The sequence below is a fragment of the Laceyella sediminis genome, assembly GCF_003003125.1.
Classification (GTDB): domain Bacteria; phylum Bacillota; class Bacilli; order Thermoactinomycetales; family Thermoactinomycetaceae; genus Laceyella; species Laceyella tengchongensis.
In genome coordinates, this window is sequence record NZ_PVTZ01000001.1 from 19,882 (window position 1) to 37,012 (window position 17,131).

The 17,131-nt window shown below is 51.0% G+C and carries 13 protein-coding genes; 4 read left to right on the forward strand and 9 right to left on the reverse strand.

Annotation, left to right across the window (positions count from 1 at the left end):
* Positions 1–10 precede the first annotated feature (10 nt).
* A complete protein-coding gene (gene remA, locus CLV36_RS00105; RefSeq protein ID WP_029071822.1) occupies positions 11–277 on the reverse strand; it encodes an extracellular matrix/biofilm regulator RemA in 267 nt (88 codons plus the stop codon).
* Positions 278–395: 118 nt separating this feature from the next.
* Positions 396–1,295 (reverse strand): YicC/YloC family endoribonuclease, encoded by a 900-nt coding sequence (locus tag CLV36_RS00110; RefSeq protein ID WP_102992828.1) that lies wholly within the window; start codon positions 1,293–1,295, stop codon positions 396–398.
* A gap of 166 nt (positions 1,296–1,461) precedes the next feature.
* On the opposite strand from CLV36_RS00110, the gene CLV36_RS00115 reads away from it, so the two are divergent.
* Positions 1,462–3,093: a putative polysaccharide biosynthesis protein gene (locus CLV36_RS00115; protein ID WP_106341345.1), complete on the forward strand. Its 1,632-nt coding sequence runs from the start codon at positions 1,462–1,464 to the stop codon at positions 3,091–3,093.
* 153 nt (positions 3,094–3,246) lie between these two features.
* Positions 3,247–3,705, forward strand: coding sequence for an Hsp20/alpha crystallin family protein (locus CLV36_RS00120; RefSeq protein ID WP_106341346.1), 459 nt, complete (start codon positions 3,247–3,249; stop codon positions 3,703–3,705).
* A gap of 45 nt (positions 3,706–3,750) precedes the next feature.
* On the opposite strand, the gene bcaP is transcribed toward CLV36_RS00120, so the two are convergent.
* The 5 genes from bcaP to CLV36_RS00145 all read right to left on the reverse strand — a co-directional run bounded on the left by bcaP (position 3,751) and on the right by CLV36_RS00145 (position 10,507).
* Positions 3,751–5,163: a branched-chain amino acid transporter BcaP gene (gene bcaP / locus CLV36_RS00125; protein ID WP_106341347.1), complete on the reverse strand. Its 1,413-nt coding sequence runs from the start codon at positions 5,161–5,163 to the stop codon at positions 3,751–3,753.
* A 367-nt stretch (positions 5,164–5,530) separates the two neighbouring features.
* Positions 5,531–6,604, reverse strand: a complete 1,074-nt coding sequence (locus tag CLV36_RS00130) for a M42 family metallopeptidase (RefSeq protein WP_102992832.1) — start codon at positions 6,602–6,604, stop codon at positions 5,531–5,533.
* Positions 6,605–7,016: 412 nt separating this feature from the next.
* Positions 7,017–8,222, reverse strand: coding sequence for an ROK family transcriptional regulator (locus CLV36_RS00135; RefSeq protein WP_106341348.1), 1,206 nt, complete (start codon positions 8,220–8,222; stop codon positions 7,017–7,019).
* Between the two features lie 237 nt (positions 8,223–8,459).
* Positions 8,460–9,812, reverse strand: a complete 1,353-nt coding sequence (locus tag CLV36_RS00140; RefSeq protein WP_106341349.1) for a glucose-6-phosphate isomerase — start codon at positions 9,810–9,812, stop codon at positions 8,460–8,462.
* Positions 9,813–9,994: 182 nt separating this feature from the next.
* The gene (locus CLV36_RS00145) at positions 9,995–10,507 is read right to left on the reverse strand and encodes a GNAT family N-acetyltransferase (protein WP_106341350.1); all 513 of its coding nucleotides are present in this window, start codon (positions 10,505–10,507) and stop codon (positions 9,995–9,997) included.
* Positions 10,508–10,827: 320 nt separating this feature from the next.
* Between CLV36_RS00145 and CLV36_RS00150 the strand changes: the two genes are divergently transcribed.
* A complete protein-coding gene (locus tag CLV36_RS00150) occupies positions 10,828–11,514 on the forward strand; it encodes a DUF3153 domain-containing protein (protein ID WP_106341351.1) in 687 nt (228 codons plus the stop codon).
* A 55-nt stretch (positions 11,515–11,569) separates the two neighbouring features.
* On the opposite strand, the gene dapF is transcribed toward CLV36_RS00150, so the two are convergent.
* Complete coding sequence (gene dapF / locus CLV36_RS00155; protein WP_102992837.1) at positions 11,570–12,406, reverse strand: diaminopimelate epimerase; 837 nt, start codon at positions 12,404–12,406, stop codon at positions 11,570–11,572.
* Positions 12,407–12,424: 18 nt separating this feature from the next.
* Positions 12,425–15,232, reverse strand: coding sequence for a calcium-translocating P-type ATPase, SERCA-type (locus CLV36_RS00160; RefSeq protein WP_106341665.1), 2,808 nt, complete (start codon positions 15,230–15,232; stop codon positions 12,425–12,427).
* A gap of 95 nt (positions 15,233–15,327) precedes the next feature.
* Between CLV36_RS00160 and CLV36_RS00165 the strand changes: the two genes are divergently transcribed.
* Positions 15,328–17,064, forward strand: a complete 1,737-nt coding sequence (locus tag CLV36_RS00165) for an Rqc2 family fibronectin-binding protein (protein ID WP_106341352.1) — start codon at positions 15,328–15,330, stop codon at positions 17,062–17,064.
* The last annotated feature ends 67 nt before the right edge of the window (positions 17,065–17,131 follow it).

Consider the following 17,131-nt stretch of genomic DNA (forward strand, 5'->3'; position numbering starts at 1 on the left):
CTAGTCCTTCCTACTCTACGATCTCTTCGTGTTGTTCTTTGCTTGCCAACCGGTGCGCCACCGTCTCCGGCTGAACGGCTGACAGGATCACATGGTCACTGTCGGTAATGATGACCGCCCGTGTGCGCCGGCCATAGGTTGCGTCGATGAGCACCCCGCGTTCGCGCGCTTCTTGAATGATGCGCTTAATCGGCGCAGAATCGGGGCTCACAATCGAAACGATGCGATTCGCTGAAACGATGTTTCCGAAACCGATATTGATTAATTTGATCCCCAAGCGTGAGTACCTCCTCGCCCATTGTCTCATATTTGTCAAATGGGGTTGCTATCTTCTCGCATGCATCTCTTGATCCTACTACGCTATTTTAGACACTTTTTTGGCGAGAATCAATGTTTTACTCCATATTTTGCACCTGTTCTTTCATTTTTTCAAGAACGCTCTTGCAATCAACCACGAAAGCGCTAATGGTGTGGAGATTGGCTTTGGATCCGATCGTATTAACTTCGCGGTTCATCTCCTGCACCAGAAAATCAAGACGCCTGCCCACGGGCTCCGGTTGTTTTAAGGCCGCTTGAAATTGTTCAGCGTGGCTTTTGAGGCGGGTCAGTTCCTCAGTGATGTCAGCTTTGTCCACCCAGATCGCCACCTCTGCCACCACCCGTTCCGGAGGGGTATCCACATCGGCCAGCATTTCTGACAACCGCGCCATCAACCGGGACTCAACATGCGTTTTGATCTGCGGCACTTCGGCTTCAATCCGCCGGACTATTTCCAATAGCTCTGCCAGTCTTGCGGACACATCTTCCGCCAGCCGCAATCCCTCCTGCATGCGCATTTCTTTCAAGCGGATGCACGCCTGTTCCACGGCCTTGAGGCAAATTTCCTTGTATTCCTCCACTTCCCGCTTAACCTCTTCAATTATCCAGAATTCCGGTTTATGTATCAGGTCAGCCAATGTCAATTGAGGTTCGATTCCCCATTTGTGTTGCAACGCGCTTCCCGCCGCCAAAAAACTTTCAACGAATTGCCAATCGATCTCCACTTTTCGCTCCGGCGGCGCAATTCCCTCCAGCGAAACAAAGACATCCACCCGCCCCCGACGCACCACGGATTGCACAAGTCTACGGATATCTTCCTCTAAGGACATCCATCCTTGCGGTAGTCGCACCACCACATCTAAAAAGCGATGGTTCACCGAGCGAATCTCAGTTGTGACGCGGCATTCAGCCGTCTCCACTTCTCCCCGTCCATATCCTGTCATGCTCATTGCAGTCAGCTTCTCTTGTGTTGTCATCTCTAAACCCCACACTCTCTTCTCTCATTTCCATCCCAATTATCTCCAAAATCAAGGGGATCATCCCTTTTCTTAACAATGCATTCAATTCCTGCAGGTCGAATTTATCGCCCGTTCCTGATAGAATAGTGCATTGTAGACAAAGCAATAGAAGGATGTTGACGACATGTCAAACAAATTGGTAAAAGGAACTGTTATCTTAAGTGTAGCAACATTGTTCACGAAAATCATCGGCAGTTTGTTCTGGGCGCCGTTTCAGAACATCGCTGGTGATGAAACAGTTGGGCTCTATCGTATTTCTTTTCCGTTTTATACGATTCTGCTCATGATCGCTTCAGCCGGCATTCCGATCACCGTATCCAAGTTTGTGGCAGAACGTTTGTCCAACGACGATCATGCGGGGGCGCGCCGGGTGTTGAAGGCGGCATCGCTGATTTTGAGCATCAGTGGCTTAATCGCCTTCTCTCTCTTGTTCTTCGGGTCTGAGTTCATCGCCAACGTGATGCTGAACAACCCGGATACAGAATCCTCGCTGAAGGTACTGGCGTGCGCAATCGTGTTTGTACCGATCATGGCTGTTTACCGCGGGTATTTTCAAGGTCACCAACAAATGATGCCGACCGGGGTCTCGCAAGTCGTCGAGCAAGTGGTACGAGTGGGAACGGTCATCGGTCTCACTTACTGGATGGTCCAAGCAAACTTGCCGCAAGAGACGGTGGCTGCGGGAGCGACCTCCGGTGCTTTGACCGGCGCCATCGCCGGATTGGTGGTTGTCATGTGGTACAATAGCCGCGATCTGAAAGCGGCCAGACGATCCGGTCTGAATGCGACCGGTGCTCATGAACCACTGTTTCCGCTTGCCAAAAAAATATTGCGGTACGCTATCCCGATTTCGCTTGCGTCCTTGGTGTTGCCTTTGATCGGGCTGATCGATTCGTTCACCGTCCCCCGCCTGCTGATGGCGGAAGGCAACACAGCCAGCATGACCAATACGCTGTTTGGCATATACAGTCGAGGAGAGCCATTTGTCAATGTAATCTCTACCTTTTCCTCCTCCCTGACGTTGGCTTTGATCCCAGCCATCTCGGCCCATGTCGCCAAACAAGAGATGGCGGCGGTTGAGCACAAGACGCAACAAGCGTGGTTAATGACCACGATCATCAGCTTGCCCTCCTGCGTGATGTTGGCAATTCTAGCGCGTCCGCTCAACGTGATGATGTATCAGGATGACGCCGGAACCGTCACGCTGTCCGTCTTGGCTTTCTCAGCCATCTTCAGCACGTTGGCTGTGACCAGCTCGGGCATTTTGCAAGGCCTTGGACACAACAAGGTGCCAGTACGCCATTTGTTGATCGGCGCCGTCTGCAAAGTCATCGGCAACTTCGTCTTTATCCCGATCATGGGCATCGCTGGTTCAGCCTTAGCCATGGTGCTGGCTTACTTGGTGGTCTGCGCGCTAAACATGTGGATGGTCATTCGCGTGACGGGAGTGAGGCTCTCGCTGACTCGCCAATTTATCAAACCTGGCTTCAGCACCCTGATCATGGGAATCGCGTTGACCGGTGCTTACCTTTTCATCAGCGACACCATGGATTTGGAGCATGCTTCACGACTGACGAACACCTTGGCTGCGCTCAGCCTGTGCGTTGTCGCGGGCGTGATCTACATGATCGCGCTGATTGTCAGCAAAACGATCACCGAACAAGAATTGCGAATGTTCCCCATGGGAACCCGGTTGATCCGGCTGTTTACCAAATTGAAGCTGATGCGCCCTTCTAAAACGGATATCCCAGCGTGAGATCAAAAAAGCCGTCCCGGAATGGGGCAACAAATCTTGAAAAAGATGAAAGCTGCACTCTTTTGGCAAGGGTGCAGCTTTTTGCTTGCATATTTGACGTGTACCGCTCCATACTAAGCACAAAACAATCGACGCGAAAAAGGAGATGACTCTATGCGCATCAGCGGACAAAACCTTCCATCCAACCACCATCCGATCACTCGATTGCATCAAGAAATCAACCGCACATTTGAGCGTTTTTTTGAAAACCCGTTGCTCACTCACCCTATGCCGTACATGCCCGCCATCCACTTCAAGGAAGAAACGGATCGGTTCGTGATCGAAGCCGAACTTCCTGGAATTGACCCCAACGTAGTTGAAATCGAAGCGCACGGCCGCTCATTGATCATCAAAGGGGAACACAAGCAAACTAGGCAAACACAAGGGGAGAACATGCACCAAGCTGAGCGCAGATACAGCTCGTTCCACCGCTCGATCACCTTGCCGGAAACCGCCAACCTGGATCAGATCACGGCTGAGTACGAGCACGGATTGCTGACAGTCACCGTGCCGAAACATGACGCACCATCCCCCCGCCGCATTGAGATCAAACAACGTAAGACCGACAAGTAAAAAAGCATCCCCCAACCTAGGGGATGCTTTTGTCTGTCATATCACTTATTTGTCTGAAGCAGAGAAGTTATTCAACAGCGAATGTTTGCGGGAATAGGTGAAGTACACCAACAATCCGATCAACAGCCATACACCAAACGCGATCCAAGTAACAACCGCCAACTTGGAGATCAAGAAGAGACAAGCCCCAATCGCAATCAACGGAATGATCGGCACACCCGGGCACCGGAAGGCACGTGGCAAATCAGGTTGGGTCTTGCGCAGGACGATCACCCCGACAGACACCAGCGTGAAGGCGGTCAATGTACCGATGTTAACCAATTCCGCCAGTTTTTGCAATGGCAGCAACGCAGCGATGAATGCAGCGATGGTTCCCAAAATCCATGTGCTAGTAAACGGCGTTTTATACTTGGGGTGAACCTGTGAAAACATTTTCGGCAACAGCCCGTCCCGGGACATGGAGAAGAAAATCCGGGTTTGTCCATACAGCATGACCAAAATGACGGTGGTCATCCCCAAAATCGCGCCCAAGTCAATCAAACCGGCGACCCAATCTTGTCCAGCCATTTGCAACACCAACGAAACCGGATGATCTTCATGACCTTTGAATTGGGCAAATGGCACGACCCCGGTCATAATGGCTGTAACAACTACATAAAGGAGTGTACAAATCCCCAGCGACCACAACAACCCTCTCGGGAGATCCCGTTTCGGGTCGCGGGTTTCTTCCGCAGCGGCCGCAACAGCGTCAAAACCGACATAAGCGAAGAACACCAGCGCCGCAGCTTGGAAAACGCCTTCAAAACCAAACGGTGTAAACGGTTCCCAGTTTGCTGGCTTCACATAGCCCACTCCGACAAAGATGAAGAGGAGCACCACGGCTACTTTGATAACAACCATGATGTTGTTTACCTTTTTGGATTCGGAGATACCGCGGGAAAGCAAGAATGTGATTACCATCACGATCAAAAATGCTGGCAAGTTAAAGAAGCTGGTGACACCCTCTTTAGCACCAGGCGCGGCAGTCAACGCCTCTGGCAGATGGATGCCGAAGCCGCCCAGCAATGACTGAAAATACCCTGACCAACCAACAGCCACCGAACTCACGGCAAAAAGATACTCCAACACTAAGTCCCAACCGATGATCCAAGCGATCAATTCACCCAACGTCGCATAACTGTAAGTGTAAACCGATCCGGAAATCGGCACCAAAGAAGCAAATTCCGCATAAGCCAAGGCCGCAAAAGCACAGGCCACACCAGCGATGATAAACGAAAGGATTAAGGCGGGTCCGGCTGTCAGCGCGCCGGTGCCGGTCAATACAAAAATCCCCGTCCCGATAATCGCGCCAATCCCCAAGAGCGTCAAATCCCAAGCTCCTAAATCCCGTTTCAGTTTGCCTTTGCTCTGCGCCTCGTTTAATAGCGCGCCAATATCCTTTGTTCGCAATAAACTCATGTCAAACTCCCTCCCTACCAAACAGTGTTAATCTTACGATTTTTCTATCCAGACAAAAATGTCAGAAACAAACCCTTTTGTTGATGTATTGTGAAAATTTAAGATTACAAAAATATTCCGCGGGGTATTGTGGTTTTTTCTATTTTTTAGCTGGATATCCCCTTTTCTCTAAGCCGTGACGGGCTTTGGGTTTTCCTCCCCTCCTGAATTTTTAAACAATTCAAGTCTTTGTATGCAAATTCTTACAAAAGGCATTTTGAAATGGGATAAAAAAACTCTTAATGTGATTACTATCATAAAAAAATTAAAGGGGTTTTTCAACCCCTTTTAGTAAAAAAAGCCGCTTTATATTATTTTAAATTTTGGTTTAATAACAAATCTCTTCCAATCGTTTGTTATCCAACTTTTTCACCACAGCCGTGACCAATTGCAACGCTTGTTCAAAATCTCTCCTGGCCATCACGGAGTTGTGGCTGTGTACATAACGGGTTGGGAAGCCGATGGCCACCGTGGGGCAACCGATGCCGTGCAGATGAAACTTGCCGCCGTCGGTTCCGCCACCCATTAGCGCGTCCATCTGCACATGAATCCCCAGTTCTTCGGCAGTATCAAGCACCAAATCCCGCAACTTGCCATGGCCGATCATAAAATGATCCAACAAAAACATCGTCGGGCCTTCCCCCAAATCGGCTTTGGCCGGATAGTTCTCAAACCCTGGTGTATCATAAGCCAGGCCAACATCCAGCGCAAACGCCACATCTGGACGCACCAACTGAGCCAAGGCAGAGGCCCCCCGCATACCTACTTCTTCTTGTACGGTCGCGCCGGCATAAACCGTGTTGGGATGATCTTGCCCCTGTAGTTCCCGCAACACTTCAATCGCCAAAGCGCAACCAGCTCGGTTGTCCAAGGCCTTGCCGCACCACCATTTTCCGCCGCGCATCAAAAAAAAGTCAGACACCGGCACAACGGGATCGCCTAAGCGGATTCCCATCTCTTCCACTTCTTCCTTGCTCGTTGCGCCCACGTCGATAAACATCTCTTTTAATTCAACCAAGCGGTTCTTCTCCTCCGCACCCAACACATGTGGCGCTTTGGAACCGATGATGCCGACGTAATCCCCTTTGCGTGACTGAACAGTCACGCGATGGCCTAACACATTGTGCGACCACCATCCGCCCAATTGTTGAAACCGCAAGAAACCTTTGTCTGTGATTTGCGTCACCATAAAACCGATTTCATCCAAATGGCCAGCCAGCAAAATGCGGGGGCCATTGGCATCTCCCGTTTTTTTGGCTACAATCCCGCCCATCCGGTCACGCAAAATCTCTTCGGACAAAGGAGCTAGATGGTGTTCCATCTTGATGCGCACATCCCGTTCAAACCCTGGCACACCATTCGCTTCACTCAGCTCTTTCATCAATTGCTCCAACCGGTCCATATTGATTCCTCCTTGTCGTGCGCAAGTGACAGATGGCAAATTTCAAGACGTCCAGCCATTGTCCCATCTAAGTTGACCCACCGGGCCGAAGTATGTTTTTGAAAAAATGATTCAGATTCACCTATGTAATGTACCTCAGAAGCACTCTCTTTCGGTATACGAAACAGTATACTTTTTATTATTTCATAATTTTTACCTATGATTCAATCTATTTTTTCTTTTATCTCTTGTTTATCTTTTGTTTTTAATTACTTTTTTCCAATTCATTACCCATGCTCGTTCGCGCTCACCCGTCTCGGCTTCCCCAACATACAGGTTCCACCGATGATAAGAATATTCACAACCTTCCTCGCTTATTTGAACCTGCTTGCGGGCGCAACCATCACAAGCCTTTAGTCCCACTTATCACATTCTACGCACCAGGTGCGAAAATCTTGCGCAACACCTGTGTGTATGCACCGATTAATGCCGCCTGGTTCCCCAAATCGGATACCGTGATCGACAAATTGTTCGCCGATGAGGACAACGCGTGTTTTTTTACGGTGTGCGAGAGCGGCTCCATCAAGTTTTCGCCTGCACGGGTCAGGCTCCCATTGACAATGATGCGTAATGGATTGAAGATGTTGATCAAGTTCGCCAAGCCAATTCCCAAACACTCCCCAGCATAAACGAATATTTCTCTAGCCAACTCATCTCCCTGCTTGAGCGCCGCAAAAAGGTGCTCTTCAGTCAATTGGGACAACTTCCCCTGCACCATCTCGTGCAAAACGCTCTTTCTGCCGCCTTCCATCATATTTCGGGCCCGCTTGACGAGAGCCGGGGTAGACGCGTGCGCCTCAAGGCACCCTTTGTTGCCGCACCAGCATAATGGGCCGCCTATGTCAATCGTAGTGTGACCGATCTCTCCGGCCCCATATGAGACGCCCTGGTACAATTCATTTTTCAAGATGATGCCCGAGCCAATCCCAGCTCCGGCATAGACGGTGATAAAATTGTCCAGTTCTTTCCCTTGGCCGAACCAGCTTTCCGCCAAAGCCATCGCCCGCACATCATTCTCCACTTCCACCGGCAACTGGCAAGTCTCTTCCAACATCGTTTTGATGGGTACGTGTTTCAGATTAAAATGGGGTGCGAACACCAACTCTCCCAAACGAGGATTGACGAGTCCGCGTACGCCCACTCCAATGCCGAGCACGGGTTGCCCATCTGCGCCAGCCATGGCCAACGCCTCTTTCGCAATCGCTTGCAACGCTTCAATGAAGGCAGATTGATCCATTTGTATGGGCAATTCCTGCGCACACTGGTGAACCATCTTGCCATCAAGGTGAGCAACTGCGGCATCCAGCCTTCCCAAACGGGCGTACACGCCGATCACATAAAATCGGGACGCATTGATGCGGAGCATGATCGGCTTACGTCCACCTGTCGACTCACCCAAATTGCTTTCCACAATCAAGCCATCTTGCAACAGTTCATTGACAATATTGGTCACGGTTGGTGGCGTCAACTTGGTCAACTTCGCGATTTCCGCCCGCGAGATGGGGCCATGCACACGGACCATGTTCAAAATTGTCGACTTATTCAATGATTTCATCCACTGGAAACTTCCCGTCTGCATTCGCTTCCCCCTTTCAGTCTGGATTAACAGTGCGACTTCCACGCGATGTGGATTGGTTATTAACCAACGTTCATACTATGCGCAAAATGAAAATTTGTCTATATTTTTATTCAAGTAAAACATATATTTTATTTGACAAAAAAATAAAAAATCCCTTTCCAATCCATCTTGCCAATTAGACCCAGCTCGCGCACAAAAATAAAACATGGCAGCAGGGTAGCCGCCATGTTTCACAAATCACTTCTCCAATCGGCGCAACAACGCTTCGCGCTCCGCTTCAAACCCAGGTTTTCCCAGCAAAGCGAACATGTTTTTCTTGTACGCTTCCACTCCTGGTTGGTCAAACGGATTCACACCGAGCAAATAGCCGCTCACGCCACAGGCCTTTTCAAAGAAGTAAACCAGCTGTCCAAACGCAAAGGGGGAAAGTTCTTTCACTTTCACTACCAAATTGGGCACCCCGCCGTCGGTGTGGGCCAACATGGTTCCCTCAAACGCTTTGGTGTTAACAAAATCAAGATCTTTACCTGCCAAATAGTTCAGGCCGTCAAGATTGTCTGCTTCCTCTTTGATCACCATCGTTTTGGCCGATTTTTCCACAAAAACGACCGTTTCAAAGATGTTGCGCAGGCCTTCTTGGATGTACTGACCCATGGAATGCAAGTCCGTGGTGAAGTTGACCGAAGCCGGAAAGATGCCTTTGTAATCTTTGCCCTCGCTCTCACCGTACAACTGTTTCCACCACTCGCTGAAATATTGCAGGGATGGCTCGTAATTGACCAGCAACTCTGTGGTTTTGCCCTTGCGGTACAACGCATTCCGCACGGCTGCATACTGATAAGCCTCATTCTGCTCCAAATCGGCGTTTCCATACAGTTGCATACCGGCTTGTGCTCCGGCCATCATGGCGTCAATGTCAATGCCCGCCACTGCGATCGGCAACAGGCCCACCGCGGTCAGGACGGAATAGCGCCCGCCTACATCGTCGGGAATGACAAAGCTCTCATACCCTTCTTCCTCAGCCAATTTCTTCAATGCCCCTTTGGCGCGGTCCGTTGTAGCGTAAATGCGGCGGCGCGCTTCTTCCTTGCCGTAGCGGGATTCCAAGTACTCGCGGAAGATGCGGAAAGCGATGGCGGGTTCCGTCGTGGTGCCTGATTTGGAAATGACGTTGACACTCACCTCTTTGCCCTCCAACAATTCCAGCAACTCAGCCACATAGACCGAACTGATGTGATGGCCGACAAAGTAAATTTCCGGCGTTTTCCGTTTGCCCTTCGGCAACTGGTTGTAGAATGTATGGGTCAACATCTCGATCGCTGCCCGCGCTCCCAGATAAGAACCGCCGATGCCGATGACGACGAGGACGTCAGAGTCGGACTGGATTTTGGCGGCCGCCCGTTTGATGCGGGCAAACTCTTCTTGGTCGTAATCGCGTGGCAAATCAACCCATCCCAAGAAATCAGCTCCGGCACCCGTTTTGTTATGTAACATGTCATGCGCCAAGTGAATCGCTGGACCCAATTGGCTAACTTCATGTTCTTGTATGAAAGAACGTGCTTTGGAATAGTCGAAAGATAATAGATTCATTTTTTCACCATCCATTTTTCATTTACTAAAACAACAGTTGCCAAATCATCACACATTTTACCCTAATCATCTTCCAATTTCAAAAGCGAAAACCGGCGCGAAGCTTGGTGAAACCGTTACCAATGAAAGCAGGGCGCCCATTAGCGGTGCGCCTTGTCTTAGGATGAACCAAAACGAGGTTCTTACTCGTTCCGTTTCGCCTTTTTCCACATCCATTTCAACCAGATTCCGTCTTGTCCAACGCGGACAAACCCCGACTTCTCCAGCACGCGCACAGACGCTTTGTTCTCAATGTCGCACTTGGCGGTGATCTGTTTGACCCCCGGTTGCCGCTTCACCCAATCTACAGCCGCTTGGGCGATTTCCGTGGCATAGCCCCGTCCCTGATAGGCAGGGACAATGCTGTAGCCGATATCGACCGCACCCGAAGCATCCGGTCCCCCTTTGAATCCCACATCCCCGATCAAGCTGTTGGTCTCTCTATCAATTGCCAACGCATTCCAAACCATTTCGTTTGATTGCAAACGTGTTTTTTCATACACGATGGGCAATGCTTCCGCCAAATCGGGATGCGGCCAATCATCTGGAATGTGAATATGAAGGGATTCAGCCAACTTTTCCTTGTCATGGATTGCCTGTTTCATCCGTTCTGCCGTGAACGGGATCACCATGACCCGTTTTGTATCAAATCGCATGATAGCTCCTTTCTGTTAACTCCGACGGCTGTTTTGGAACACCACCCGCACGCTCCTTGAGTGAAGACCGTTTGGGCACGGTTGCCCCACAAAACGGCTTAGCTCTTGGGGCATGAAGGTGTTCCGCCCAACTGCGAGATAACCGAAAAATAAAAAAAATCGAATAATATCCCCGTCTATTATCCTACCCCGTCTCCAGCTTTTCAGAACCTCGCTCATCTAAATGTAGCATTAATCCATGCTATAAACTAGGGTGTGTCTGGCGAATAGATATAGTGAGGCTACGCTTAATATATTGCCAATTGAAAGAAGGTGGATTCATGCATCGAAAACTGCTTACGCTCAGTTGCCTTTGCTTGCTTTTGCTAACGCTGAGCGGTTGCGTCAATGGGCATTTTCACCTAACAGTTCACTCCGACGGTTCGGGAGTTTATGAACTGAAAGTGGAAACAAACCCCTTGTTGCTCTCCCAATTTGCCCAATTGCGCGAACGCTTGGAACAATACGGCTACCGTCTGACGGAGATCAAACAGGGCGACAAGGTGGGTTGGATCGCTCGCAAGGAAGTGAATAACTTAAAAGCCCATCCACCCGGCCCCGAGTTTAAAACGATTTCACCTATTGCCCTCCTGAAAGTGGACGCACCGCAATTCACGCAACAGCAAGGCTTGTGGTTTCATCAGATGCAACTGCACACCAAGGTGGACATGAACGGCCTGAACCTCCCCATGCTGAATGATGGTGCTGATCTGCGTTTCATCCTGACGTTGCCGATTGAACCCCAAACACATAACGCCACAACAGTCAGCGCAGATGGCAAAACACTCACTTGGCAAATCGTACCCGGTGAAGTAACACCGATCGATTTGAACGTCAGATACCCAAACTTCATCGCCTGGGGTGTCACTCTTCTGATTTTGGTTATCCTAGCTGGCGCGGCGTGGTGGGCCGTCAAAAAGAAAAGCGGGCGGCAAGGCCCTCCGTCCGATTCGTTCCACCAAAGTTAAACGTAAAACGAAAGGCACCCTCTTCACCAGAAAAGGGTGCCTACACATGTTGACATCAGCCCAGCCAAACTCCGTCATATACAAACGACGCTGGTCCGGTCATGTATACGCGATCATCTTCCTCGCACCATTCAATAAACAAGTCCCCCGCGGGCAAGTGCACCAATACCTTTCGCCCGCATTTCCCTGCCAGCGCACCAGCCACGACGGTGGCGCAAGCGCCGGAACCGCAGGCTAGGGTGATTCCTACCCCCCGTTCCCATACCCGCATGGTCGCTTCATCCGAAGAATGGTAAGTCACAAATTCAACATTGGTTTTGTTGGGAAAGAGCGGATGCTTCTCCAGCAACGGTCCCCACTTTGCCACTGGAAATGCGGTAGCATCCTCCACGGCGATCACCATATGGGGATTGCCCATGCTGACCGCTGTATAAACAAACGACCGCCCTTCAACCGAAAGCGTTTGTTCAACCGCAGATTCCCCTGGAAGCTGGAGCGGAATCTCCCGAGGCGTCAACACCGGTTGTCCCATGTCGATGCGTACCCGGCTAACTACGCCTGCTTCGGCTTCGATCCAAACCGGTTGCACACCGATCTTGCTCTCAATCGTAAACTGCTTCCGCAAACCATTCATTCGCTCATAAACATATCTGGCCACGCATCGCATCGCATTTCCGCATTGTTCGGCGATGCTACCGTCGCTGTTAATAATCCTCATGGCGATGTCGGCGACAGAGGATGGGTACAACACGGCGATTCCATCCGCCCCCACCCCGGTGTGGCGGTCACATATGCGCGGCGCCAACGCGGCAAGTTCGGTGAAGTCGGGGGTGAAGGGCGTGTGAATCACCACGAAATCATTGCCCAAGCCATGCATCTTGGTGAACTTCATTCTGTCTCTCCTCTCAGGTCAAGAGCTGTGCATCATTCTTTGAGTTCGTCTGGCCATGGGGCGGAGCAAATCAAGGATGCCCGCCAATATGACAGGAAGCGTCGATGTAACTAAAATCAAAATCCACTCGCGCACGCCGAGCGAAACCGTATGGAATACGGGCTGTAACGGCGGATGATAAATCACTACCAACAACAGGACGGCGGATGACAACACCGCCAGCACCAGCGGCAGATTGTCCAGCGGATTGCGTTGGAATATCGTCCCTTGGCTACGGCAATCAAACACATAGATCAGCTGGGCGAACACCAATGTGGCGAAGGCGACCGTCTGCGCCCGCACCAAATCGTCCGGCGTCTCCATGTAAGTAACCCAAAAAGCCATCAATGAACACGCTCCGATCAAGAGCCCCCGCGTCACGATCTTCCAGCCCACGCCGCGCGCAAATACACTTTCACGGCTGTTGCGCGGCGAACGCACCATTGTGTCTTCCTCTGCCGGGTCGATACCGAGCGCCATTGCGGGCAAGCCGTCGGTCACCAAGTTTACCCACAAGATCTGAATCGGCACCAGCGGCAAGGGTAAACCGGCCAACATGGCCAAAAACATGATCAAAATCTCGCCGACGTTGCTCGCCAGCAAATAACTGATAAATTTGCGGATGTTTTCATAGATGTTTCTCCCTTCCTCCACCGCTGCCACGATTGTTGAAAAGTTGTCATCTGCCAGGATTAGGGAGGAAGCTTCTTTGGAGACATCCGTTCCGGTTATGCCCATGGCGATACCGATGTCAGCCGATTTGATGGCCGGAGCGTCGTTCACCCCATCCCCTGTCATCGCCACTACTTGGCCCGCCTGTTGCAATGCTTTCACAATCCGCAATTTGTGTTCCGGCGAAACGCGGGCATATACATCGATGTCATTTACTTTCTTTTGAAATTCATCATCACTCATATTGTAGAGATCTTGTCCGGTGAGTGTCAAACCCTGCGGGCGCTTGATTCCCAATTCCCGCGCGATGGCCACCGCCGTAGTCTGGTGGTCGCCTGTGATCATCACCGTTTTGATCCCCGCTTTCCGGCAAACGTTGATCGCCTCTTTCACTTCCGCGCGTGGAGGGTCGATCATCCCCGCCAAGCCGACAAAAACCAACTGCTGCTCGTATTGCCCTTCCTTCAGGACGGTGTGCCGACTATCCAATTCCCGGTAAGCAAAGCCCAAATTGCGCAAAGCCATGCTTGCCAATTCCTCATTGTGGCGCAGGATCTGCTCCCGCTTGGCGTCAGTCAGCGGCACTTTGCGTCCCTGCTCCAACAGATGGGTACATTTTGTCAGCAATACATCGGGGGCACCTTTGCTAAATACCACGCACCCTTTGCTTTTGTTCTCCAGAATGACTGACATCATCTTCCGTTCCGAATCAAAGGGAAGCTCTTTGATCCTTTCCCATTCCCCAGCTAGGCGCTCTTTGTCGAGTCCCGCCTTGGCCGCCGCAACCAACAGCGCCCCTTCGGTGGGATCACCGTTAACCACCCACGCTTCCGACTTCTTGAGCAAGCCGTTTTTCTCTGTTTTTTGCATCAGCTGAGCGTTATTACATAAAGCTGCTACTTCTAGCAACCGCCGCAAAGCGGGCTCCTTCTCCACTTTCACAATGGCGCCATCGGCTTGAAATTCCCCTTCTGGTACATACCCGCTTCCGCTTACCTGTATCCGTTTGCCATCCGCCCATAACTGGGTAACGGTCATCTTGTTTTGCGTCAGCGTCCCCGTCTTGTCCGAACAAATCACCGTGGCGCAACCCAAGGTTTCGACAGAAGGCAGCTTTCTGACAATCGCTCGCCGTTTAATCATACGTTGCACACCAAGTGCGAGCGCAATGGTGACAATCGCTGGCAATCCTTCAGGGATAGCGGCCACTGCCAGCGACACCCCTGCCAAAAACATCTTGTACGCATCATGGCCGTGCAAAATGCCCGTGAACACAACTAAAGCCGTCAACAGCAAAGCGACCACGATCAGCACTTTACCCAACTGCTCCAACCGTCGTTTCAGCGGCGTGTCCATCGCCTCGGTGTTTTCTAAAAGGTGCGCGATCCGCCCCATTTCTGTCCCCATGCCAGTGTGAACAACAATCCCTAAGCCGTTCCCACGCACTACCATGGTGCCCATGTACCCCATGTTCTTACGGTCGCCCAATGCCACTTCGGCGCGCGGCAAGCTGGCCGACTGCTTGGTCACCGGCACCGATTCACCGGTCAACGCCGACTCTTCCACATACAAGCCTTCCGCTTGCGCGAACCGGACATCCGCTGGGATACGGTCCCCGCTCTCTAACATGATCACATCGCCGGGCACCAGTTGAGAAGCATCCACCCGCTTCCATTCTCCCTCACGCAACACCTTCGCTGTCGGCGCGGACAGCTTTTTCAGTGCGCTGAGCGACTTTTCCGCGCGCATCTCCTGAATAAAACCCAATACAGCATTCAAGAGCACAATGGCGATGATAGCAATCGCATCCGTATATTCCCCCAGCAATCCCGAGATCAGCGTGGCGATCAGTAGCACCAACACCATGAAATCTTTAAATTGCTCGATAAACAACGACAACCAGGAGGCTTTTTCCCCTTCAGCCAGCTGGTTGGGACCGACTTGCTTCAACCGCTCTTTGGCCTCTTTGTCGCTGAGTCCGCTTGTAAGATCCACTTTGAAATGAGCGGCCACTCGCTCGACTTCCCAATCCACCCAACGAGCTCGTTCTGACAACGTTCTTCCCCCTTTGTCCACTCTTCTTTGAACAATGTATTCAGACAAGCACGCAAACATGAAACAAAAAAGCGGCATCCCCTTGTTACCCTGGCAAGCTCTCCCGCAATTTGTGTTACAATGAATGGTATGAAAAAGAAAAGGATGAACGAATCATGTCATTTGATGGATTGGTTACGCATGCAATTACACACGAATTACAAGGATTGATTGGTGGACGGATCACAAAAGTTTATCAACCGGGCGAAGCGGAATTGGTACTGCACATCCGCTCGCAAGGACAAAACCATAAATTGCTCTTATCCGCACATCCCGCATACGCGCGGGTGCAGTTGACGGACATTCCACAGGAGAATCCTCCGGAACCGCCGATGTTCTGCATGCTTCTGCGCAAACATAGCGAAGGTGGGATTGTGGAAGCGATTAAACAAGTGGGCATGGAACGGATTATCCACTTCGATTTCCGTTCCCGCGACGAATTAGGGGATGAAGTGACGCGGCGTCTCATCATTGAGATCATGGGGAGACACAGTAACATCATCTTGGTCGACCCCGCCACCCAAACGATCATCGACGGAATCAAACGGGTTGGCCACGCCGTCAGCCAGCATCGCCAAATCTACCCCGGCGCAGTTTATGTGGCCCCACCGGCCCAAGACAAGGCCGATCCGTTATCCATCGGCCGGGACGCATTTATTGCCGGTTTCGATTACAATAGCGGCCGCCTGGACAAACAGATGGTGGCCCGGTTCACCGGCTTAGGTCCTTTGATCGCCAAAGAAATCATCCACATGGCCGGGATGGCCACCCGTGACCAGTTATGGCGCGCATTTGACGAAGTGATGGACAAAGCTAGGAGACACCAGTATGCACCCACCATCACTAAAACGTCCGACAAGAGCTTCTTCTCTTTGTGGCCGTTGACCCATGTGGCAGGGGAGGCCAAAAGCTACCCGACGATGAGCGCATGTTTGGAACACTTTTTTTACGGCAAAGCGGAGCGAGACCGAGTGCGGCAACAAACCGTCGACTTGATCCGCAAATTGAAAAACGAAATTGACAAACACGAAAAGAAAATCACTATTTTAACGGACGAACTAGCATCAGCCGACCAAGCGGACATTTGGCGCATCCGCGGGGAACTGATCACTTCTTACATGCATCAAATCAAGCGGGGCGACACGGAAGTCCGCGTAGCCAACTATTATGAAGAGGGCGCGCCGGAAACAACCATCGCGTTGGACCCGTTGTTAACCCCTGCCGAAAACGCGCAACGCTATTTCAAAAAATACAACAAGCTGAAAGCGGCTAAAAAATGGAACGCAGAGCAAATCGAAAAAGCCAAGCAGGATAAAGCTTACTTGGAGTCAGTGTTGGTGCAGTTAGAAAACTCAACTCTGCGGGACGTCGAACAGATCCGTGAGGAGTTGGTGGAAGAAGGCTGGCTCAGAGCACAACCGAAAAAAAATCAGAGGAAGAAAAAAGAGGTTCCGGCTCCGCTTGCCGTTCAAGCCTCAGACGGCACCACCATTCTGATTGGAAAAAACAATAAGCAAAATGATTATCTGACGCACCAGTTGGCTCGCGCGACCGACACTTGGTTGCATACGAAAGACATTCCCGGCTCCCATGTGGTGATCCGTGCTAAAACAGTCAGCGAAGAAACCCTGATGGAAGCGGCGATGTTGGCTGCCTACTACAGCAAAGCGCGAGAATCTAGCCAGGTGCCAGTGGACTTCACCCTGATCAAGCATGTGAAAAAACCGTCAGGCGCCCGGCCCGGCTTCGTGATCTACGAACAACAGCAGACCATTTACGTCACACCAGACGAAGATACGATCAAACAGTTATTGCAAACGGAAAAAAGCAAGATGAAGCAAGCCAAGCCCTAACCAACGTAAACGTTGGCTGGGGCTTTATTTATGCGCAGAAACTGGGTACCTTCCTCCCTTGTTTTAT

Excerpts from the sequence above, each read along its gene's own strand:
- CLV36_RS00110 (WP_102992828.1), bottom strand. The coding sequence starts at position 1,295 with ATGACAACACAAGAGAAGCTGACTGCAATGAGCATGACAGGATATGGA.
- CLV36_RS00115 (WP_106341345.1), top strand. The coding sequence starts at position 1,462 with ATGTCAAACAAATTGGTAAAAGGAACTGTTATCTTAAGTGTAGCAACA.
- CLV36_RS00120 (WP_106341346.1), top strand. The coding sequence starts at position 3,247 with ATGCGCATCAGCGGACAAAACCTTCCATCCAACCACCATCCGATCACT.
- bcaP (WP_106341347.1), bottom strand. The coding sequence starts at position 5,163 with ATGAGTTTATTGCGAACAAAGGATATTGGCGCGCTATTAAACGAGGCG.
- CLV36_RS00130 (WP_102992832.1), bottom strand. The coding sequence starts at position 6,604 with ATGGACCGGTTGGAGCAATTGATGAAAGAGCTGAGTGAAGCGAATGGT.
- CLV36_RS00135 (WP_106341348.1), bottom strand. The coding sequence starts at position 8,222 with ATGCAGACGGGAAGTTTCCAGTGGATGAAATCATTGAATAAGTCGACA.
- CLV36_RS00140 (WP_106341349.1), bottom strand. The coding sequence starts at position 9,812 with ATGAATCTATTATCTTTCGACTATTCCAAAGCACGTTCTTTCATACAA.
- CLV36_RS00145 (WP_106341350.1), bottom strand. The coding sequence starts at position 10,507 with ATGCGATTTGATACAAAACGGGTCATGGTGATCCCGTTCACGGCAGAA.
- CLV36_RS00150 (WP_106341351.1), top strand. The coding sequence starts at position 10,828 with ATGCATCGAAAACTGCTTACGCTCAGTTGCCTTTGCTTGCTTTTGCTA.
- dapF (WP_102992837.1), bottom strand. The coding sequence starts at position 12,406 with ATGAAGTTCACCAAGATGCATGGCTTGGGCAATGATTTCGTGGTGATT.
- CLV36_RS00160 (WP_106341665.1), bottom strand. The coding sequence starts at position 15,232 with ATGTTTGCGTGCTTGTCTGAATACATTGTTCAAAGAAGAGTGGACAAA.
- CLV36_RS00165 (WP_106341352.1), top strand. The coding sequence starts at position 15,328 with ATGTCATTTGATGGATTGGTTACGCATGCAATTACACACGAATTACAA.